This is a genomic window from Actinomycetota bacterium, assembly GCA_019347575.1.
In the GTDB taxonomy this organism is placed as follows: domain Bacteria; phylum Actinomycetota; class Nitriliruptoria; order Nitriliruptorales; family Nitriliruptoraceae; genus JAHWKY01.
In genome coordinates, this window is record JAHWKY010000008.1 from 66437 (window position 1) to 85881 (window position 19445).

18 protein-coding genes are annotated in these 19445 nt (G+C 70.4%); 6 read left to right on the plus strand and 12 right to left on the minus strand.

What is annotated here, in order from left to right:
• The first annotated feature begins 32 nt into the window (after nucleotides 1-32).
• Nucleotides 33-854, plus strand: coding sequence for a type IV toxin-antitoxin system AbiEi family antitoxin domain-containing protein (locus KY469_07095; protein MBW3662850.1), 822 nt, complete (start codon nucleotides 33-35; stop codon nucleotides 852-854).
• A 213-nt stretch (nucleotides 855-1067) separates the two neighbouring features.
• On the opposite strand, the gene KY469_07100 is transcribed toward KY469_07095, so the two are convergent.
• From KY469_07100 to KY469_07115, 4 genes are all read right to left on the minus strand, one after another.
• Complete coding sequence (locus KY469_07100) at nucleotides 1068-1481, minus strand: hypothetical protein (protein MBW3662851.1); 414 nt, start codon at nucleotides 1479-1481, stop codon at nucleotides 1068-1070.
• 180 nt (nucleotides 1482-1661) lie between these two features.
• Nucleotides 1662-2576 carry a heme o synthase gene (locus KY469_07105; GenBank protein ID MBW3662852.1) on the minus strand — a complete coding sequence of 305 codons (915 nt, stop codon included), beginning with the start codon at nucleotides 2574-2576 and terminating at the stop codon, nucleotides 1662-1664.
• A gap of 62 nt (nucleotides 2577-2638) precedes the next feature.
• Nucleotides 2639-3571 carry a COX15/CtaA family protein gene (locus KY469_07110; protein MBW3662853.1) on the minus strand — a complete coding sequence of 311 codons (933 nt, stop codon included), beginning with the start codon at nucleotides 3569-3571 and terminating at the stop codon, nucleotides 2639-2641.
• A complete protein-coding gene (locus KY469_07115; GenBank protein MBW3662854.1) occupies nucleotides 3568-3846 on the minus strand; it encodes a hypothetical protein in 279 nt (92 codons plus the stop codon). Before KY469_07115 ends, KY469_07110 begins: the two co-directional genes overlap by 4 nt.
• A gap of 116 nt (nucleotides 3847-3962) precedes the next feature.
• Here KY469_07115 and KY469_07120 point away from each other — a divergent pair, with 116 nt between their 5' ends.
• From KY469_07120 to KY469_07130, 3 genes are all read left to right on the plus strand, one after another.
• The gene (locus KY469_07120; protein MBW3662855.1) at nucleotides 3963-4745 is read left to right on the plus strand and encodes a hypothetical protein; all 783 of its coding nucleotides are present in this window, start codon (nucleotides 3963-3965) and stop codon (nucleotides 4743-4745) included.
• A gap of 88 nt (nucleotides 4746-4833) precedes the next feature.
• Complete coding sequence (locus tag KY469_07125) at nucleotides 4834-5307, plus strand: prepilin-type N-terminal cleavage/methylation domain-containing protein (protein MBW3662856.1); 474 nt, start codon at nucleotides 4834-4836, stop codon at nucleotides 5305-5307.
• Nucleotides 5308-5387: 80 nt separating this feature from the next.
• The gene (locus tag KY469_07130) at nucleotides 5388-6101 is read left to right on the plus strand and encodes an LLM class F420-dependent oxidoreductase (protein ID MBW3662857.1); all 714 of its coding nucleotides are present in this window, start codon (nucleotides 5388-5390) and stop codon (nucleotides 6099-6101) included.
• 3 nt (nucleotides 6102-6104) lie between these two features.
• Here KY469_07130 and KY469_07135 read toward each other — a convergent pair whose 3' ends face one another.
• The 3 genes from KY469_07135 to KY469_07145 form a co-directional block, all read right to left on the minus strand.
• Nucleotides 6105-6929 (minus strand): lytic transglycosylase domain-containing protein, encoded by an 825-nt coding sequence (locus KY469_07135; GenBank protein MBW3662858.1) that lies wholly within the window; start codon nucleotides 6927-6929, stop codon nucleotides 6105-6107.
• Nucleotides 6930-7079: 150 nt separating this feature from the next.
• Nucleotides 7080-8210 (minus strand): inositol-3-phosphate synthase, encoded by a 1131-nt coding sequence (locus KY469_07140; protein ID MBW3662859.1) that lies wholly within the window; start codon nucleotides 8208-8210, stop codon nucleotides 7080-7082.
• A gap of 10 nt (nucleotides 8211-8220) precedes the next feature.
• Entirely contained in the window at nucleotides 8221-8856 is a 636-nt protein-coding gene (locus KY469_07145; GenBank protein MBW3662860.1) for a PadR family transcriptional regulator, read from the minus strand.
• Between the two features lie 167 nt (nucleotides 8857-9023).
• Between KY469_07145 and KY469_07150 the strand changes: the two genes are divergently transcribed.
• Complete coding sequence (locus KY469_07150) at nucleotides 9024-9803, plus strand: hypothetical protein (protein ID MBW3662861.1); 780 nt, start codon at nucleotides 9024-9026, stop codon at nucleotides 9801-9803.
• Here the strand turns inward: KY469_07150 and KY469_07155 are convergent.
• Entirely contained in the window at nucleotides 9766-10293 is a 528-nt protein-coding gene (locus tag KY469_07155) for a hypothetical protein (protein ID MBW3662862.1), read from the minus strand. The two genes, KY469_07150 and KY469_07155, sit on opposite strands and share 38 nt — an antisense overlap.
• Nucleotides 10294-10296: 3 nt before the next feature.
• Here KY469_07155 and KY469_07160 point away from each other — a divergent pair, with 3 nt between their 5' ends.
• Complete coding sequence (locus KY469_07160) at nucleotides 10297-11637, plus strand: hypothetical protein (protein ID MBW3662863.1); 1341 nt, start codon at nucleotides 10297-10299, stop codon at nucleotides 11635-11637.
• Here KY469_07160 and KY469_07165 read toward each other — a convergent pair.
• From KY469_07165 to KY469_07180, 4 genes are all read right to left on the minus strand, one after another.
• Nucleotides 11634-13739: an alkaline phosphatase D family protein gene (locus KY469_07165; protein ID MBW3662864.1), complete on the minus strand. Its 2106-nt coding sequence runs from the start codon at nucleotides 13737-13739 to the stop codon at nucleotides 11634-11636. The genes KY469_07160 and KY469_07165 overlap by 4 nt on opposite strands.
• Nucleotides 13740-13780: 41 nt before the next feature.
• Nucleotides 13781-15919, minus strand: coding sequence for an alpha-glucan family phosphorylase (glgP, locus tag KY469_07170; protein ID MBW3662865.1), 2139 nt, complete (start codon nucleotides 15917-15919; stop codon nucleotides 13781-13783).
• A gap of 36 nt (nucleotides 15920-15955) precedes the next feature.
• Complete coding sequence (gene glgX / locus KY469_07175) at nucleotides 15956-18076, minus strand: glycogen debranching protein GlgX (protein ID MBW3662866.1); 2121 nt, start codon at nucleotides 18074-18076, stop codon at nucleotides 15956-15958.
• Between the two features lie 346 nt (nucleotides 18077-18422).
• Nucleotides 18423-19358, minus strand: a complete 936-nt coding sequence (locus KY469_07180; protein ID MBW3662867.1) for a hypothetical protein — start codon at nucleotides 19356-19358, stop codon at nucleotides 18423-18425.
• Nucleotides 19359-19445 lie beyond the last annotated feature (87 nt).

A 19445-nucleotide genomic window follows, 5' to 3' on the forward strand; every position in this document is an offset into this window, starting at 1 on the left:
CCGCCCCGGACACACGTCGGTGACAATCGGGCATGGTCGACGACGAGCACCGGTCCGCCCTCGAGCGCCTCGGGTACGAAGCCCGCAAGCGCGGAGGCTGTTTCACCCGGCAGCAGGCGTACGCCGAAGGCGTCATCCCGGCGCGCTTCCACCACCTCACGTCGACGGGCGTGATCGTGCCGGTCCACCCGGGGCGTGCGATCTTCCGGTTCGCCGGCACGCCGACGACCTGGGAGTCGGACCTCCACGCGGCCCTGCTCATCGCCTCGCCTGCAGCGGTGGTGAGCCACAGGTCCGCCGCGCGACTCTGGGGTCTCGAGGACTTCGGTGTGACAACGGCGATCGATCTGTCCCTGCGAGCGAGGAAGTCCCGACGCCACGTCGATGGGGTGACCGTCCACCTCACGCGGTGGCTCCCGGAGGCGCAGGTCGTCAAGGTGGGGGCGGTGGATCGCGTGACCGTGGCCGCTCGGACGATCCGTGACCTCGCCCGGTACCTGCCTCACGACCGACTCCTCCCCGTGGCCGTGGACGCCTGCCGCCGCAAGCTGACCGACCCCGAGGAGCTGGCTCGTTGCCACCTCGAGATGGGTCGTGCCTGGGGTGCGCGGACCATGGAGTCGGTGCTCGAGATCCTCGACGACGACTGCCTCCGCGCGGCTTCGGTCCCCGAGCTCGACCTGCACGTCGCCTTGATCGGTGACGATCGGGTTCCCTCCGCACGTCCTCAACTACCCGGTGACGTTGCGGAGGGGTCGACGGGTCGTCTTCGACGTCGCGTGGCCCGATCTGCTCGCCGCGACAGAGGTGGACAGCGAGCGCTACCACGGCATCGACCACGACCGACGGCGTGACGCGGCGCGTGACGAGGCGACCCATGCCGATGGCTGGGTCGTGGAACGCGTGTCTACGGCCGAGCTCGGCGACATGGCCGGAACGCTCCACCGGCTCTGCGGCTTCATCGCCGAGGCGCGCCGCACACTCGGTTCCCGCTACGTTGCGTGAGAGCCTCGACTTCGTCTCCCGATCCGATCGGATATCCGAGCGAAGTGGGGGACGAAGTCAGGTCAGCTGCGGGGGCGTGTCCCCGCGTACTGCCAGGCGAGCAGCGACAGCGCGATCGCGCCGATCATCAAGCCGAAGTCGCGCAACGCGATGTCCCAGTACTCGGTCCGGCCGATCGGCTCGACCGGATCGCCGAACCAGCTGAGCACGACCAGGTTCACCACGATCGTGCCGAGCCAGAAGGCGACGAGCGGGGCGCCGATCCGCGGCGCGAACAGCACCAGCAAGCCTGCCGCGATCTCGATCACACCGACGCCGTACATGATCTCCTGCGCCGTCCAGGGCAGTGCGTCGACGACGCCGTCCCACAGGTAGTACTGCCACTCGACCATGAGGTTGAAGAACTTGTCGAGGCCGAACAGGATCGGGGCGACCCCGAAGCCGGCCCGGAGCAGGCCGTACGCCCAGTACGCCAGGTCCCGCCCGGCCCGGGGCGGGGCGACCGTCGTCGCTGCCGTTGCGCGCTCCTCGGTCTGGGCAACCATGAGAACCTCCACGAGGTCGTCTCGAACCAGGTTGCGTCCGCGCACTGGGCCTGGCCGCGAGCGGACCCGACCGGACGACCGTGATCGCTCAGCGCACGGCGCCGGTACCGTTCAGAGGAGGGCGTCGAGGGTGGCGGCGCCGAAGACGAGGGCGAGGTAGCTCGTCGAGTAGTGGAACAGTCGCATGGCGGTCCTCACGTCAGGATCACGACGGAGGCGGTGGGCGAGCACGAGCCACCCGGCGGTGAGCGCGAGCGCGGGCACGACGTACCAGGGCCCGGCCTGCGCCCCGGCCCAGTACAGCAGCACCATCGCCAGCAGCAGGTAGCTGTAGAGCAGGATGTGGCGGGTCGCTTCGCGGTTGCCGTGCGTGACGGTGAGCATGGGCAGGCCTGCGGCGGCGTAGTCATCGCGGTAGCGCATCGCCAGCGCCCAGAAGTGTGGCGGCGTCCAGTAGAAGACGATGCCGAACAGCAGCCACGGCTCGGGTGCAGCCAGGGTCGCACCGGGCACCGCGACCCAGCCGGTCAGCACCGGCACGCACCCTGCCGCCCCGCCGATGACGACCGCCTGGAACGTCCGGCGCTTCATCCCCAGCGTGTACACGAAGACGTAGAACAGGATCGCCGAGGTCGCCAAAAGCGCCGCCGGGAGGTTGACGAGCAGCGCCAGCCACGCGAACCCGGCCACGCCCAACACGACCCCGAACGCGACCGTGGCGCGGCTCGACACCAGATCGCGGGCGGTCGCCCGGCCGCGGGTCCGGTCCATCATGCGGTCGATGTCGCGGTCGAGTTCGTTGTTGAGCACGTTCGCGCTCGCCGCCGACAACGTCCCGCCCAGCAGCGTCGCGAGCACCAGCCACGTCCCGGGCCATCCCTGCTCCGCGATGACCATGGCGGGCACCGTCGTCACCAGCAGCAGCTCGATGATGCGCGGCTTGGTCAGCCCAACCCAGTAGCGGGTCACCACGCCCCGCTCCCTGGTGGGCGCCCCGGCCTGGGGGGTGGAGACAGAGTCGGTCATGCCTCCCCCCTTGAGGGGGGAGGGGCCGGCGTTGCCGGCCTCGGGGGTGGAGACAGGGTCCGTCACGCCGGCACCTCGACCGGGGACCGGTCTGGAGCGGACGACGCCGCCACCTCACCGTTGCGGCGTGCCAGGACGGCCGCGGCGACGAGCGCCGCCCAGGACGCGGTCGCGACCATGAGGTGGGCGACGATCAGGCCCGCCGCCGATACCTCGGTGAACACGTGCGCCGCCCCGAGGCCGATGTTGACCGTGTAGAGGGCGAAGCCGGTGTGGACGAGCGAGGTCTCGGGGCGGGGTCGCCCCGCGCGCCCCGCGCGCATCGCGAGGTAGGTGAGCGCGACGAAGACCACGGCGACGACGGCGCGGTGACCGACGTGGAGCTGGGTGGTCGTGTCGGCGCCGGTCGGGATCAGCCCGGCATCGGTGATCGGCCAGCCCGGGACGTAGCGGTTGTGCACCAGCGAGCCGAGCACGATCACGGCGTAGACGCCGAGGGCCCCGCCCCACAGCAGCCGCGACCACGCGGTGGTGGCGTCCGGTTCACCGCGTGAGCCGATGAAGAAGCTGTTGACGGCGATGGCGGCCAGCAACCCCATGAGGATCATCGCCACGCCGAGGTGGACGCTGACGAGGTCGACGTCGAGGCCGGTCTTGACCACCGCCGCCCCGAGCCCCGCCTGGACCAGCACGGCGATCACGGCGATAGCGGCGGGCACGTACAGCCGTCGCTCCGCGGCGTGGCGTCGTCGCGCGTGGATGGCCAGCGCGATCAGCAGTCCGATGACGATCGCGGCGACCCAGCGGTGGGTCCACTCGACGACCATGTGGAACTCCCACCGGGGCAGCAGGCCCCCGAGTGCGCCGTCCTCGCACAGCGGCCACGAGTCGCGGCAGCCGAAGCCCGATCCCGAGCCGCGGGTGAACGCCCCGATGCCCACGAGGACGAGGGCGGTCGCCAGCGAACCGACGGACAGCTTCTGCGTTCGGGTCACGCGTCGACCGTCGCGCGTGGTCCGGTGGTATCAGCGGCGACGTCGACGGAGCGCAGACGCCACCCGACCCACGCGATCGCGGCCGCGAACACCAGCGACACGGTGAACAGCAGCCCGTGGACGACGACGAACCCGGTGGTCCGCTCCACGTCGTCGGTCGCGAGGTTGTACAGGCGCGTCCCCCAGACCCAGACGTTCCAGGCGGCCGCGGTCAGCAGCAGCCAGGACCAGCGTCGGAAGGGCTGGGAGGACGCGTTGCGGGCCCAGGTCGGCACGAGGGAGAGCCTCCGGAGACGGCGGCGCCGCAGGGTACGCGGCCGGTCCCGGCGACGCCGCATCCGCGCCGTTGGTGGAGGGGTGGCACCCTCCCCCCTTCGGACCGGAGGTTGACGTGGCGGACGATCCGCTCCGGCTGGTCGTGTTCGGCGACAGCCTCGCCTTCACGACCGCGGAGGGCCCGCAGTTGCCCGACCACCCGGGCGTGTACCCCAACGTCCTGCGGCGCCTGCTGGAGGCCGAGCTGGGGCGCGAGGTCGAGGTCACGACCCTCGCGCGCGCGGGGCTGACCATCCGCGAGGCGTGGCGCTGGGTGACCAAGGACCGCCACGCGCAGTTCGATGTCCTCGCGCGCGCCGACGCGCTCGTCGTCGCCATCGGCAGCTTCGACCACGCCCCGGCCGGCACGCCGGCGGTGCTGGACGCGGTCGTGCCCTACGTCCGCTCCGACCGCGCCCGTCGCGGGCTCCGGCGCGGTCTGCACCTCGCCTACCCCTGGTTCGTCCGCGTCAGTCGGGGACGCCGACCGCGCACGCCCGACCGCGTCTTCGACCGGCTCTACGACCAGCTGCTGCTGCAGCTGCGTGGACTCGTTCGCGGGGCAGCCGGTGTCGTCATGGGTCCCACGAGCCACCGCTCGGACTTCTACGCCCACCGTCACCCCGGCCACACCCAGGCGGAGGCCCGCCAGTTCGCGATCGCGCAGCGGCACGGCTTCCCGACCGTACCCTCGTGGCCGCACGTGCTCTCGGCGACCGACCGGCTCAACATCGATGGCATCCACTGGCCCGAGGACGTGCACGCCGCGGTGGCTGCGGCCCTGGCCACCCCCCTGCTCGATCAGCTACGTGGGACCGCCTGCAAGCTGGTCGACCCCTGGGACGAGCACGGGGCGTGAGGGAAGATGACACGCAGCGCTTCAGCGGCGGCTCGGGTAGCCGACTAGTACCTTCGTCGATCGGGATGAGTTCCGTGGAGGGTGCGCTGTGAGTTGGGCTAGACGTCGCCTGCGCCAGGATGGCTTCACGCTGGTCGAGCTCTTGGTGGTCGTGGTCATCCTCGGCGTCCTCGCGGGTATCGCCATCGCGACCTTCCTCATGCAGCGCGATCGAGCGGTGCGCAGCGCCGCCATCTCGTCGCTCCGGAACACCGAGACCGTGGTCGAGAGCATCCGGAGCGAAACCGGCGTACTGGCCACGACCGCGGCGGAGTACACCGCCGATCAGCCGGCGTTCACCTACGTCGACGATCCGGCGGCTTCGGACGATCCCAACGAGATCTCGGTGGACGGCGACGACGCCGTCCCGTACGTCTCGTTCGCCGCCCTCGGCGGCGACTTCTGCTTCTACCTCCGGGTCGACGACACCGTCGGCTCGTTCCGGCACCGCGAGCCGGCCGAGGGGGTCGACTGCACCGGGAGCGAGTTCCCGCCAGGGGTCCCCGGGGCTGGCTGGGGCTAGACGCAGCACCGCTACGTTCGCCTCCTGACAGGAGGCACGGCGTGAAGATCGGTGTCCAGCTCCACCCGCAGCACACGACCATGGACGCGTTGCGGCAGGCCGCACGCGGCTCCGACGCGATGGGTGTCGACAGCATCTGGACGTGGGACCACTTCTACCCCCTCTACGGCGACCAGCAAGGGCCGCACTTCGAGGGCTGGACGACGCTGACCGCCTTCGCCGCGGACACCGAGCGCGCCCGCCTGGGGATCCTCGTGTCGTGCAACAGCTACCGCAACCCCGACCTGCTCACCGACATCGCCAGGACGGCGGACCACGTCTCCGGTGGGCGCGTCATCCTCGGCATCGGCGCGGGCTGGTTCGAGCAGGACTACGCGGAGTACGGCTACGAGTTCGGTTCTCCCGGCCAGCGCGCCCGTGCGCTGGAGGAGAGCCTGCACCGGATCGCCGCCCGCAAGGAGCGTCTCAACCCGCCACCGGTCGGCGACCTCCCCATCATGATCGGCGCCAAGGGTGAGAGGGTCATGCTGCGCCTGGTCGCGCAGCACGCGGATCTGTGGAACACGTTCGGTCCGCCTGACGACTTCGCGGCGAAGAACGCGGTCGTCGATCGCTGGTGCGACGAGGTCGGTCGCGATCCCCGCGCCATCGAACGCACCGTCCTGATCAGGGCGGACGAAGGTCCTGGCGTGGTCCAGGCCTACGCTGAAGCGGGGGTGGAGCACCTCATCGTGCAGCGCGGGGCGCCGTTCGACCTCGTGCCCATCGGGGCGTTCCTGGACGCCGCCCGCTGACCGTCACGCGGTGTTGTCCCAACCCTCCTCGAGGATGGTGTCGCCGCTGCGCAGGCGGTAGTACACCTGCCAGTGGTAGTAGGCCTCGTACGTGACCGGCTCGGCCTGCATCACCGACGCGTACGCCTCGATCGCCGCGACGTAGCGGTCGGAGTGGTTGTAGGCCCACAGGGCGCCCGCCATGTCCGCAGGCGCCCCGTGCGCCACGAGGTAGCGGGCCGCGGCCCGGATCGCGTCGCGCGGGTCGGTGATGTCGCCCTCGCCGTACGCCTCCCAGGTCGAGGGCAGGAACTGCATCGGTCCCCGAGCGCCCGCGACCGAGTCACCGCGGATGCGGCCCATCCTCGTCTCGACGAGGTGGATCGCCGCGAGGTAGGTCCAGTCGACGCCGAACTCCTCCCCGGCCGCCAGGTAGTGGCTGCGCAGTTCATCCGGCGGTGGCGGCGTGACGATCTCCCACGGCGGCAGCTCGTCGCGTGGCTCGGTCAGCGCGAACAGCTCGACCGTCGCACGCAGGTTCGCGTCGTAGCTGTCCCCGAGCGCCACGGGCACCCGAGCGGTGACGAGCTCGTGCCACTGCGGAGTCAGCGCGAGCTGCCGGTACGCCGCCTGCTGCACGTGCGCCCACCCACGCAGGCGGTCGGTCGGCGTCTCGGGGTCGCGGATGGCCGCCTCGGCCGCGAGCAGATCGTCCGCGAGCGCCTCCGCCGACGCGTGCTCGGTCGTCGCCCCAGGGGGCGCATCCGGCGTCGGGCTCGGCGAGGGAGAAGGCGAGGGAGACGGGGACGGCGGGTCGGTGATCGCAACCGTCGGCGACGGCCCGGCCATGGGCTCCGCTCCGTCGTCAGCACACGCCCCGCCCACGAGGACGAGCACGGCGACGGTGAGGGACGAGGTCAGACGCGACATGCCGACGGAGGGTACGGACGACCCGATCACGCGCGAACCGAGGGAGCGCGACGGCAGCAGCCGCGCGGATCAGCGCCCCGCCTCGGCCTGCAGCGCCGCCCCGCGCGCCCGCTCGTCGATCGGCTCCCGGATGAACTCCTGCACGACCCGGCGGCAGACGTCGTCGCGCCACTGGATCGGCGGGCTCTTCATGAAGTAGCTCGACGCGGAGTACACCGGCCCACCGTGACCGCGGTCCTTGGCGATCTTGGCCATGCGCAGGGCGTCGATCACCACGCCGGCCGAGTTGGGGGAGTCCCACACCTCGAGCTTGAGCTCGGCGTTGAGCGGCACGTCACCGAAGGCGCGGCCCTCCAGACGGATGTAGGCCCACTTGCGGTCCGACAGCCACGGCACGTGGTCGGACGGGCCGATGTGGATGTTCTCCTTGGGCAGCTCGTAGCTGAGCTGGCTCGTGACCGACTGGGTCTTGGAGATCTTCTTGGACGTCAGGCGCTCGCGTTCGAGCATGTTCATGAAGTCCATGTTGCCGCCGAAGTTGAGCTGGTAGGTGCGATCGACCTGCACACCGCGATCCTCGAACAGCTTGGCGAGGATGCGGTGGACGATGGTCGCGCCGACCTGGCTCTTGATGTCGTCGCCGACGATCGGCACGCCGGCCTGCTCGAACCTGGCGGCCCACTCGGGGTCGGACGCGATGAAGACGGGGAGGCAGTTGACGAAGCCGACGCCGGCGTCGATGGCGCACTGGGCGTAGTACTTCGCCGCTTCCTCGGAACCGACCGGGAGGTAGCAGACGAGCACGTCCGCCTTCGACGCCTTCAGGACGCCGACGACGTCGACCGACTCGTCCGGAGCCTCCTCGATCACCTCGCGGTAGTACTGGCCCAGACCGTCGAGGGTGCGCCCCCGCTGCACGGTCACGCCGATCGGCGGGACCTCGGCGAACTGGATGGTGTTGTTCGGCGGGGCGACGATGGCCTCGGCCAGGTCGCGACCGACCTTCTTGGCGTCGACGTCGAAGGCGGCGACGAACCTGACGTCACCCACGTGGTAACCGCCCAGCACGGGGTTCATCAGCCCGGGGATCTGCTCATCGGGGTGGATGTCCTTGTAGTACTCCACGCCCTGGACGAGCGAGCTCGCGCAGTTGCCGACGCCCACGATGGCGACGTTGATCTGCCGCGCGTTCTCGGTCATGGGTCCACTCCTACGGTCGTGTCCGGGCGGTCGCGCCATCCACGCGCCGCGGTGACGGTGACTTGGCCGGTGCCGGGTCCTCGTCGGGCTGTTCGGTCTCGGGACTCACCGCGTCGTCCTCGGCGCCGGTGAGCTGACGGCGTTCCGCGGCGATGAGGTCGTCGAGCCAGGCGATGTCGGCCGCCGTGGCGTCGATGCCGTGCTGGAGCAGCGACATCGTGTAGCTGTCGACGTGACCCGGGGCCTCGTCGAGCGAGGCCTTGAGGTCGGCCAGCTTGTCGTGCAGGTAGGCCTTGCGACGCTCCAGCAGGCGGATGCGCACCTGGGGGGTGAGGTAGCGGAAGAACGCGAGACGGAGGGGGAACTTCTCCTCCTCCCACGTGGTCGCGGCGCGGTCCTCGATGAGGTCGAGGAAGTCCTGCTCCCCGCGCTGGGTGATGCGGTAGATCTTGCGTCGTCGTGCGGTGCTGCGATCGTCGAACAGCACCTCGACCGCGCCCCGCTTGGCGAGCCGCTTCAGGGTCGGGTACAGCGATCCGAACGAGACCTGCCAGAAGCTGCCCAGCTTGGCGCTGAGCTCCTTGCGGAGCTCGTAGCCGTGCATGGGCCGCTCCTTGAGCAGACCGAGGATCGCCAGTTCGAGCACGAGGCAGCTTCCTGTTACCGTTCGCGTGGATCGCGGCGGGTAGCGCGGCGATGTATCGGGGCGATATATCGTGACGATACGTTACCCGGGTGGTCCCCCTCCGGCAAGCACGCGCGCGGACGAAGACGGATGGCGATGACCCTGCCGCCACGCGCACGAGCGTCCCTGTGACCGAGGACGACCGCGACCTCGCTCGGGCGATGTACGAGCTCGAACGGCTCACCGATCGACTCCGCGAGCGCAACGCCGAGTTGGAGCAGTTCGCCTCGGTCGTCGCGCACGACCTGAAGTCGCCGCTGTCGTCGATCCGGGGTCTCGCCGAGACCCTCCAGGCCCGTGCCGAGGACCTGAGCGAGGCAGAGGCGGACATGCTCGGACGCATCGTCCGCGCCGCCGATCGGATGCGCGCCCTCATCGACGACCTGCTCGTCCTCGCGCGGGCCGGTGGTGGCGACCTCGACCTCGAGCAGGTCGACCTGGCTGAGGTGGCCGCCGACGTGATCAGCGACCTCGGCGAGTCGCTCGACGTGGCCGGTGGAGAGGTCATCGTCCACGAGCTGCCGACGGTCGAGGCGTCTCCCACCCTGATGCGCCAGCTGCTGCTCAACCTCGTCGGCAACTCGATCAAGTACCGCCGCCCCGACGCTCCCCCACGCGTCGAGATCGCCGCCGAACCAGCGCCGCCGCCCCTCTACGCCGACCCCGACGGCGGCTGGTGGCGCATCGCGGTCCGCGACAACGGTCGCGGCTTCTCGCAGGACGACGTGGACCGCCTGTTCGTCGCGTTCGACCGGCTCGGACAGGTCGACGTGTCGGGCACCGGGGTCGGCCTGCCCATCTGCAAGCGCATCGTCGAGCGCCACGGCGGCGACATCTCTGCCGAGGGAACGCCCGGCGCGGGCGCGGCCTTCACGATCCTGCTGCCGGAGCGCCAACCGGAGCGGTGACGGCGGGGCGTGGTGGCACGGTGGGACCGTCCGGCTCGTCGGGACCGACCGTCGCGGCGAACTCCGACCCCGTGGCGCAGATGACCCGCACCACGATGTACATCCGGTGGGTGCCGTCGGCGAGCAGCGCCTCGGCCTCGAAGCCCTCGTCCTCGAGGAGCAGCAGCTCGACGCCGGCTTCGGTGGCGTAGTGCTCGCGCGCCTCGATGGGCGTCATGGCCAGGAAGCCGTCGACCTGCGTGAGGGGACCACTGTGGTGGACGGCGGTCGGGTACGCGCTGTCGGGGAGCCGCAGACCGTCGACGTCGCGGACATCGATCGGCTCGGGAGGGTCGGTGCAGGGGGCGAGGATGCTGTAGTCGATCGGCTGAGGTGACGGGGCGGCGCGGGGCTCGTCGCCACCGCAGGCGCCGAGGAGGCTGCCGGCGAGCAGGAAACCGGCAGCCCCGAGTCGAAACCCTCTCGTGAGCACATCCACCGAGGGGAGCATCGCATGCGCCGCTGGCTCGTTCCGACCGTCGTCCTCGCACTCGCCGCGAGCGCCCTGGCCGCCATCGACGCTCACCACGCTGACGACATCGGCCTCCCCGCCAAGATCGTCGACCTGACGCCGGACATCGTGCGGGTCAGCGAGTACGCGACCACCGACTTCACGCCGGAGGACGGTCCGGTCGACACCACCACCCAGTGGCGCGTCACGACCGGCACCGGCAACGCGGCGGAGTCGTGGGTCACCACCACGCCGGAGGGACGCATCTACGACCTCGGCGGCCGCTACCTCAACTACTCCGACGATGACGGTCAGACGTGGAAGTCGGTGCAGCCGCAGGACCCGCTGATCAACGGCGAGGGCTCGGTGGTGGTCGCCCCCAACGGCGACATCCTCGGCGTGACGTGGGACCCCTACGCCGGCGACCGGGTGTGGACCTACAAGTACAGCAAGGCCGAGGACGCGTGGTACTACTCACAGAACGTCTTCCACACCCCCTTCTGGGACCGTCCCGGCATCGACGTCGTACCCGGCGAGTTCACCGACCCCCTGGGCAACACCTCGCCGTACATCGTCTTCATCAACGGCTTCCCGCACAACATCTGGCACTACAGCTACGACGGTCTGAACTACCCCTACACGACCGAGCTGAACGTCGACCGTCGCAACAACCAGGACGCACCGGTCAACGAGTGGCTCGACATCGAGCCCGATCCGTCATACGACTGGATCCAGCCCAACACCTACTTCGCGTTCGCCGCGCTCGGCGACGGCGATGCCGTGATGGGATCGCTGTACTGGGAGAGCGACGACATGTCGTGGCACCCCTTCACCCTCGGCGACGGCTCGTCGTTGCCCAACGGCGGCCGGATCCAGACCGACTCGCTGGGCCGGCTCCACACCACGGTGCGGGTGGCGGACGGCTTCGAGTACCGCGTGTCCGACGATGGCGGCCGCACGTGGAAGGCGACGTTCGCCGGTACCGGCAGCCCCGGCGACTTCCGTGCCAACGCCGAGGTCGGCGTCGCGGCGGTGTGGGCGCTGGAGGGCACCCAGGATCTGCTCTACAAGTTCGACATCAGCGGCGATGCGCCGGTGCTGACCCACCGCCACGTGATCGGCCGCGGTGACGACTCGAGGACCGGCGGCATCGGCTTCTACGGGCTCACCGGCGGTCACCGCTACGACTTCCCCAGCGTGGGCATCCTCCCCGACGGGCGTGCGGTGCTGTCGTTCATGGACACCAGCACGACGATGTCGTTCCCGACGCTGGGCACGCACGTGGTGTCACCGGGTCTGGCGATCGAGCTGCCGGCCCCCGAGGCGCCTACGACGAGCGGCTAAGCGCCACCGTACTTCCGCTGCCGAGAGCTGAGCGCCGCCGCCCCGAGCGTCGCCGCGATCCCGAGCGCCGTGCCGGCACCGGTCGTTGGCAGATCGGGAGTATCGGTCGGCGCACCGGATGCGTCGTCGTCGGGGCGCCCGCCGCCGCTCACGGATCCGTCGCTGGTGAGCGTGCGCGACCACGCCACCGATCCGTCCCCCCGCAGCAGCTCGATGGCCAGGCTCGGCGCCCCGCCGAGATCGCCGCTGCGGAACCAACCGAGGTAGCTCTCCCCGGCTTCCTCGAACAGCACCCCGTCCCCACCGACGGGTGGGTGCCAGCCCGGCGGGGGCGGGATCGCCAGTGGGCACGGTCGCAGCTCGAGGACGCCGCGAGACTCCACGACCGCGGCGGAGTGCGAGTCGCCCGTCACGAACACGACCGCTCCCTCCACCGCGGCGGCGATGTGGTCGAGCACCACCTCACGCTCGGCGGTGAAGGCGCTGCCCCAGCAGGTCTCGTCGTTCGCCGGGTGGAAGACCGGGTTGGGCGAGCACACGATCTTGAACGGCGCGTCGCTCGTGGCGAGCCCGTCGAGCAGCCACGAGAGCTGGTCGCGCCCGATCAGCGACTTACCGGGCTCGTCCGGCGCCTCGGGGTCGTGCTTGTAGCGGCGTTGGTCGAGCATCCACGTGTGCACGTAACCGGCCGCGAAATCGTAGTAGGGGTCGGCGGTCACGATGTGCTCGTAGGGGAGGATGCCGAAGTCGGCCAGGTCGGCTGCGGCGGAGTCATCGACGCCGTAGTCGTGGTCGTCGCGGGTGATCGCGAAGCAGCAGCGATCGACGATCGGGGCCAGGACTCCGGCGTCGAGGAACTCGCGCCAGATCCCCGCGTAGCCGGACACGGTCTGGCTCAGCGACCCGTGGCTGTCGGGGTAGTTGAGGTCGCCCTCCCACACGAACACGTCCGGACCGAGGTCGGCGAGGAGCGAGAACGGGTTGGCGCCGACGGTGTTGAACTCGTACGCGCACGAGGCGATCGCCAGCGTCCACGGCGTGCCGTCGTCGATGCCGGGGAGCGCACGGAAGCGTCGGACGGGTCCGGGGCTGGTGCCGGCGGCGCTCCGGAACACGGGGCGCCAGAACACCTCTCCGGCTCCGGCTGGTGTGCTGACCGAGGACAGCAGCGTCAGGAACTCGTTCGTCGGGACGAACACGCTCCTCGTCGCACCCGTCAGGTCCGGCGACGCTGCCACCTCGATCGCGATCTCGGCGGGCACGTCGGCGACCACCGACACCCGCGCCCCGCCGTCCGCCGGCGCCCCGGTCCGCACCGCCACGGCGGAGGGGACCGTGGGCTGGGGCTGCTCGGCCGAGCTCACCGACCAGGCGTCGACGTGCGCGACGCTGACCTGGCGGTACTCGGCCTCGGTCAGACCGGCGAGCGGGGTGGTGTTGACGAGGCGACCGCTGCCGAACATCGGGGGTGCATCCGGACCGCTGAGGAAGCCGGTGTCGGACGTCGCCAGGACGCCGGGATCGCCCCCGACCTGCAGCTGCGGGGTGCGGTCGTCGCCCTCGGCGATCGCACTCAGGCCGTCCGCATCCGTGACGGTCGCGACCACGCGGGTCGGATCCGCACCGGTGACCTCGAGCGACACCGTCAGCGGGGTGCGCAGCACGGGCGCGGGCGCCGAGGCGATCACGGTCTCGCCGTCACGCGTGCGCGCCACCGCGCTGATCGTCCCGGTCGAGGTGTCCACGATCGCGGCGAGGTGCGTGCGGGGCGCCACGCGTCGTGCCACCACTCCCGCGGCCAGGCCGAGGCGACTGAAGTTCGCGACGACGACCGCGTCGAGGACGCGGTGGTCGGCGAGGAAGGCCACGTGACGTTCGTCGGCGGGGTAGATGTCGGTCGCGGCTTCGAAGACGCCGATCCCGCTCGCGACGCGGAGGTTCGCGACGCCGTCGATGAACCAGCCGTCGCCCCAGCCTTCGCGATCGACGTCGAAGCCCTCGGTCGCGTCGACGACGACCGCACCGACCGGCCCGGGGTGGAGCAGCGATGCGGCACCACCGACGATGCTGGCTCGCAGGAAGCTCCGGCGCGTCAGACGCATCCCCGTCCCCTCTCGACGAGGGCACGCTAACCAAAGCACGGTCAGGCGGGGCGGTAGATCCGGTCGCGGTACTCGCGCATCATCCGCGTGGCCGTGAAGCGCCAGCCCAACGTGCGCAGTGAGTTCTTCACGATCGCGATCCAGGCACGGGGGATACCGTCCTCGTCACGGTCGTAGAAGGTCGGGACGACCTCCTTCTCGAGGAGGTTGAACAGCGCCTCGCCGTGCTCGTGGTCCTGGTGTTCGACGTCGGTCGCGACGTCACCCTCGATCGCCCACCCGTTGGTCCTGTCGTAGCCCTCGGCCCACCACCCGTCGAGGACGCTCAGGTTCAGGCCACCGTTGAGCACGACCTTCATCCCGCTGGTGCCGCTGGCCTCGAGCGGTGGCCGCGGCACGTTCAGCCACACGTCGCATCCGGAGGTGAGCAGCGCCCCGATGTGCAGGTCGTAGTCCTCGAGGTAGCTGACCCGCTCGGCGACGGCGGTCTGGCTGCGCATCTCGAACAGCGATCGGACGATGCTCTTGGCACCGTCGTCCTTGGGATGCGCCTTGCCGGCCACGAACAGCTGCACGGGCTCGGGGTCGTCGAGGATCTTCGCGACGCGCTCTGGTTGCGATCCCAGCAGGTACAGCCGCTTGTACGAGGCGACGCGTCGCGCGAAGCCGATCGTCAGCGCGTCGGGGTCGAGCCGGCTCGCCGCCGCGTCGACGTAGTCGAGCGGCTCGCCCCGACGGAGGCGGTCCTCGATACTGCGCTCACGGACCCACTCGATCAGGGCTGTGCGGGAGGTACGTCGTGCCTCCCATAGCTCTGTGTCGGGGATGTCGTCGACGGCTGCCCAGGTCTCGGGGTCGCCCGCCCGTGCGGTCCAGTCGTCTCCGAGGTGGCGGTCGAGCACCGCTCGCATGGGGGCGGACAGCCACGTGGGCAGGTGCACCCCGTTGGTGACGTGGGTGATGGGAACGTCCTCGACCGGTCCCGGGTACAGCGGGTTCCACATCTGCCGCGCCACCTCGCCGTGCCGCTGGCTGACCGCGTTCGTGCTGCGTGAGAGCCGCAGCGCGATCGGCGTCATGCCCGGTTCGCCCTCGGGTTCGACGCATGCGAGGTCGAGGAAGCTGTCACGATCGAGACCGGCTCGCTCCGGCGCGCCGTCGACGGTCGCGAGGAAGCGATCGGTGGGGTAGGTCTCGTTGCCTGCCGGGACGGGGGTATGGGTCGTGAAGATGCAGCGCTCGCGGATGCGCTCCATGGCGGACGTCTGGTCGTGGCCGTCCGCGATGCGCCCCGCGATGAGCTCGAGCGCGGCGAGGGCGGGGTGGCCCTCGTTCATGTGGACCGTGCCCGGGTCGATGCCGAGGGCGCGCAACGCGCGGACGCCGCCGACCCCCAGGACCGTGTACTGGGCCAGGCGTAGGTCGGGATCGCCCTCGTAGAGCCGCGCGGTGATCCAGCGGTCGACCGGGTGGTTGGCGTGGAGGTTCGTGTCGAGCAGGTAGAGCGGGACCCGGCCCACGTCGACGCGCCAGATCCGTGCGTGCACGTCGCGGTCGCGGACCGGGACCTGGATCTCGAGTGGCTGGCCGTCGCTGCCGGTGACCGGCACGGCGGGGGTGAGCGGGGCGTCGGTCCGGACCCAGAACTCGTGTTGCCACCCGGTGCGGTCGAGCCGCTGGTGGAAGTAGCCGTAGCGGTACAGCAGGCCCACGGCGACCATCGGCATCGCGAGGTCGCTGGCCTCCTTCAGGATGTCACCGGCGAGGACGCCGAGGCCGCCTGCGTACAGCGGCAGTGCGTCGTGTACGGCGTACTCCGCGCAGAGGAAGGCGGTCGGTCGCTGCGGGTCCAGGCCCCCGGCGGGAGGGCGGGTCAGGTCCGCGTCGACACGGGCGGCGAGGGACTCGACCCGCTCGGCGAGCGTCGCATCGGAGGCGGCACGATCGAGCAGCGGTGGAGGGACCTCGACGAGGAAGCGCACCGGGTTACGCCCGACCTCCTCCCACCGGCGCGGGGCGATGGCTCCGAACACCGCGTCGCCCTCCGGGTCCCAGGACCAGCGCAGGTTGTAGGCGAGGTCAGCCAGGGGCCGCAGCGGCTCGGGGAGCCTCAGCGCGAGCGTGGCGGCTGCGCCACGCAGATCGGCGGCGCCGGTGGTCGGGGCGTGGTGCAGGTACACGGTCGGCCTCGTCGGATCGGAGCGGGCGGGCGGCCGTCAGCGACGGCGGAACAGCAGCGTGCAGTGTGCAGGTACCACCCGCTCCGTCCCACCCGGGACGGCCTCCCGGCCAGGTTCGTCACCGGGAGGGAGCGCCGCGCTCGTATCGAGCATGAGCTCCCAGCTCTTGGCCCAGGTCCCGTCGGGGATCGTGAACGTCACCGCTTCAGGGTGAGCGTTGAACAGGATCAGGAAGCTGTCGTCGGTGATCCGCTGTCCGCGGCGGTCGGGCCGGGCCATGGACTCGCCCGACAGGAACACCTGCATCGAGCGCGCCCGCGCGTGGTTCCAGTCGTCGTCGGACATCTGCTCACCTTCGGGAGTGAACCAGGCGATGTCCTCGACCTCCTCACCGTGCAGGGGACGGCCCTCGAACCAGCCCCGCCGACGGAACGTGGGGTGCTCACGGCGGATCCGCAGCAGCTCCCGCGTGAAGGCGAGCAAGGGCTCGTCGATCTCGTTCCAGTCGCACCACGAGATCTCGTTGTCCTGGCAGTAGGCGTTGTTGTTGCCGCCCTGGCTGCGACCCAGCTCATCGCCCCCGAGCAGCATCGGCACACCCTGCGACAGCAGCAGCGTCGTCAGCAGGTTGCGCTGCTGTCGCGCCCGGAGCTCGAGCACGTCCGGGTCGTCGGTCGGTCCCTCGACGCCGCAGTTCCACGAACGGTTGTCGTCGCTCCCGTCGGCGTTGCTCTCGCCGTTGGCCTCGTTGTGCTTGTCCTCGTAGGAGACGAGGTCGCGGAGGGTGAAGCCGTCGTGGCACGTCACGAAGTTGATGCTGGCGGACGGGTAGCGGGTCGACGAGGCGTACAGGTCCGAGCTGCCGGTGAGCCGCATCGCGAACTCCGGCAGCGTCTCGTCGGTCCCGCGCCAGTAGTCGCGGATCGTGTCGCGGTACTTGCCGTTCCACTCCGACCACCGCGGGGGGAAGTTGCCCACCTGGTAGCCGCCCTCACCGATGTCCCACGGCTCGGCGATCAGCTTCACTCGGCTGATGACGGGGTCCTGCTGGATGACCTCGAAGAAGGTCGACAGCCGATCGACGTCGTGCAGCTCCCGTGCGAGCGAGGCGGCGAGGTCGAAACGGAAGCCATCGACGTGCATCTCCTGGACCCAGTAGCGCAGCGAGTCCATGATCAGCTGCAGCACGTGCGGGTGGCGCATGTCGAGGCTGTTGCCGCAGCCCGTGTAGTCGATGTAGCGCCGAGGCTTGTGGTGGTCGAGCCGGTAGTACGCCCGGTTGTCCAGCCCGCGCAGCGACAGCGTCGGACCGGTGTGATCGCCCTCGGCGGTGTGGTTGTAGACCACGTCGAGGATGACCTCGATGCCGGCTGCATGCAGGTCACGGACCATGCGTTTGAACTCGCCCACCGCCGCTCCGAGGTGATGGGCGCTCGCGTAGTCGTTGTGCGGGGCGAAGTACGCGATCGAGTTGTAGCCCCAGTAGTTGGTCAAGCCACGCGCGACGAGGTGCTGCTCGCTCACGAACGCGTGCACGGGGAGCAGCTCGACGGCCGTGACCCCGAGCTCGATGAGGTGCTCGATGACCGCCGGGTGGGCGATGCCGCCGTACGTCCCGCGCAGGTCGGGCGGGAGCTCGGGCTGGCGCGCGGTCAGGCCCTTGACGTGGGCCTCGTAGATCACCGTGTCGTGCCACGGCGTGTTGGGTCGACGGTCCTCGCCCCAGTCGAACCACGGGTTGACGACCACCCCCTTGGGCACGAACGGGGCGCTGTCGCGATCGTCGGGTGGGCCGTTGAGGTCGCCGGCCGCGTACCCGAAGACCGCCTCGTCCCAGTACAGCTCCTCGTCGATCGCTCGGGCGTACGGATCGAGGAGCAGCTTCTTCGGGTTGCAGCGGTCGCCCGTGTTGGGATCGTAGGGGCCGTGGACGCGGAACCCGTAGCGCTGCCCGGGGGACACGTGCGGGAGGTAGCCGTGCCACACGAACCCGGTGACCTCGGGCAGCTCGAAGCGGATCTCGCGGCTGAGGCCGTCGAAGAGGCACAGCTCGACCCGTTCAGCAGCCTCGGAGAAGACGCTGAAGTTGGTGCCCACGCCGTCGTAGGTGGCGCCGAGGGGGTAGGAGTCGCCCGGCCACACCTCGAACCTGCTCACGCCACGCTCCCGGGATCAAGGGGATGGTCAGCCACGCCCCGTCGGCGCGGACGGCCCCGAGGGTAAGCGCTACGTGCGGTTGACGCGCTACCCGCCGCGGGGCGCGGCTCTCCCGGAAACCCCCGTATCCGGTGGTTCCGGGGGGATGGCGGGCGGCAGGCGACGCCGGGGCGGGTCCAGGTCGACAGGAACCCCCGTATCCGGTGGTTCCGGGGGACGGCGGGGGGTGCCACGGGTCCAGGTCGACAGGAACCCCCGTATCCGGTGGTTCCGGGGGATGGCGGGGGGTGCCACGGGTCCAGGTCGACAGGAACCCCCGTATCCGGTGGTTCCGGGGGATGGCGGGTCACCTGAGGAGGAGGCGGGGCGCCTCGACGCCGAGTTCGAACGCACGTGAGCGGGCGACCGACTCGATCCAGAGCAGGAACGCGTTCTCGTCGGCGAGATCCTCCGCGATGATGGGGACGACCTCGATCTCCAGGCGCTTCAGCTCGTCGTTGCGAGCGCCATCGCGCAGCCGTTCGCGCTCGCCTCGGTGGTCGACGAGCCCGAAGTACTCGAGTGCGAGGCGGATGGGGCGCCAGAACCAGTCGACACGACGTGTCGGAGTGACCCACACCTGCGGCTCGGGGCTGGGGTCGAACCGATCGAGCAACGGCGCCACTCGCCGTTCCCCCTCGCTCTCGTTCTCCGCGCTGCCCTCGGTCAGGAAGCTGTCCCACCACATCGCTCCGGGATCGTCGGGGCCGAGTTCACGGACCCTCGACTGGAGCCGTTCCGACGATGTCAACCTGCGAGCTCGGGCGTTGTCGAAGCCCACACGCACGCGCCGTTCGCCGAGCTCGTCCGCGAACCTCCCGCTATCGACCAGTGCGTTCGTGATGGTCGCAACTCGCAGCCCCTTGAAGCGGCCGGTGGTGGCATCTGGCGTGGGGTTGGCTCGGTAGCTGAACTCGACGTTGCCGATGCGGCGGTCCGGCCGGAGCAGCGCCTCGAACGGATCGCTCCTGGTGAAGCCTTCGATGTTCAGGATCGCCAACACGAACGGACCGGTGATGCACGCGTCGGGGCGCCCGCGCAGCTGTGCCGCCATCGCGTGCTGCTCCGGAACCTGCGGCGCGCCACGGACCCGGTACTGCCCTCGTTCGTGAGGGATCAGCTCGCCCCGCTGCACCAGGCCGTCGATCTGGCCCCGGCTCATGAAATCGAGGAGCTGGAACCGACCGACGATCCCGAACTGGTCGTTGAGCAGCTCCAAGGCTTGGTCGGGTAGTCGTGCCATGGCGCGCAGCTTCCACGAGCCGACGCGAGACGTCACGCCCCGCGGTGCCCAGCATGTGGATACGTGTGAGGCGCTACGCGAGCTTGC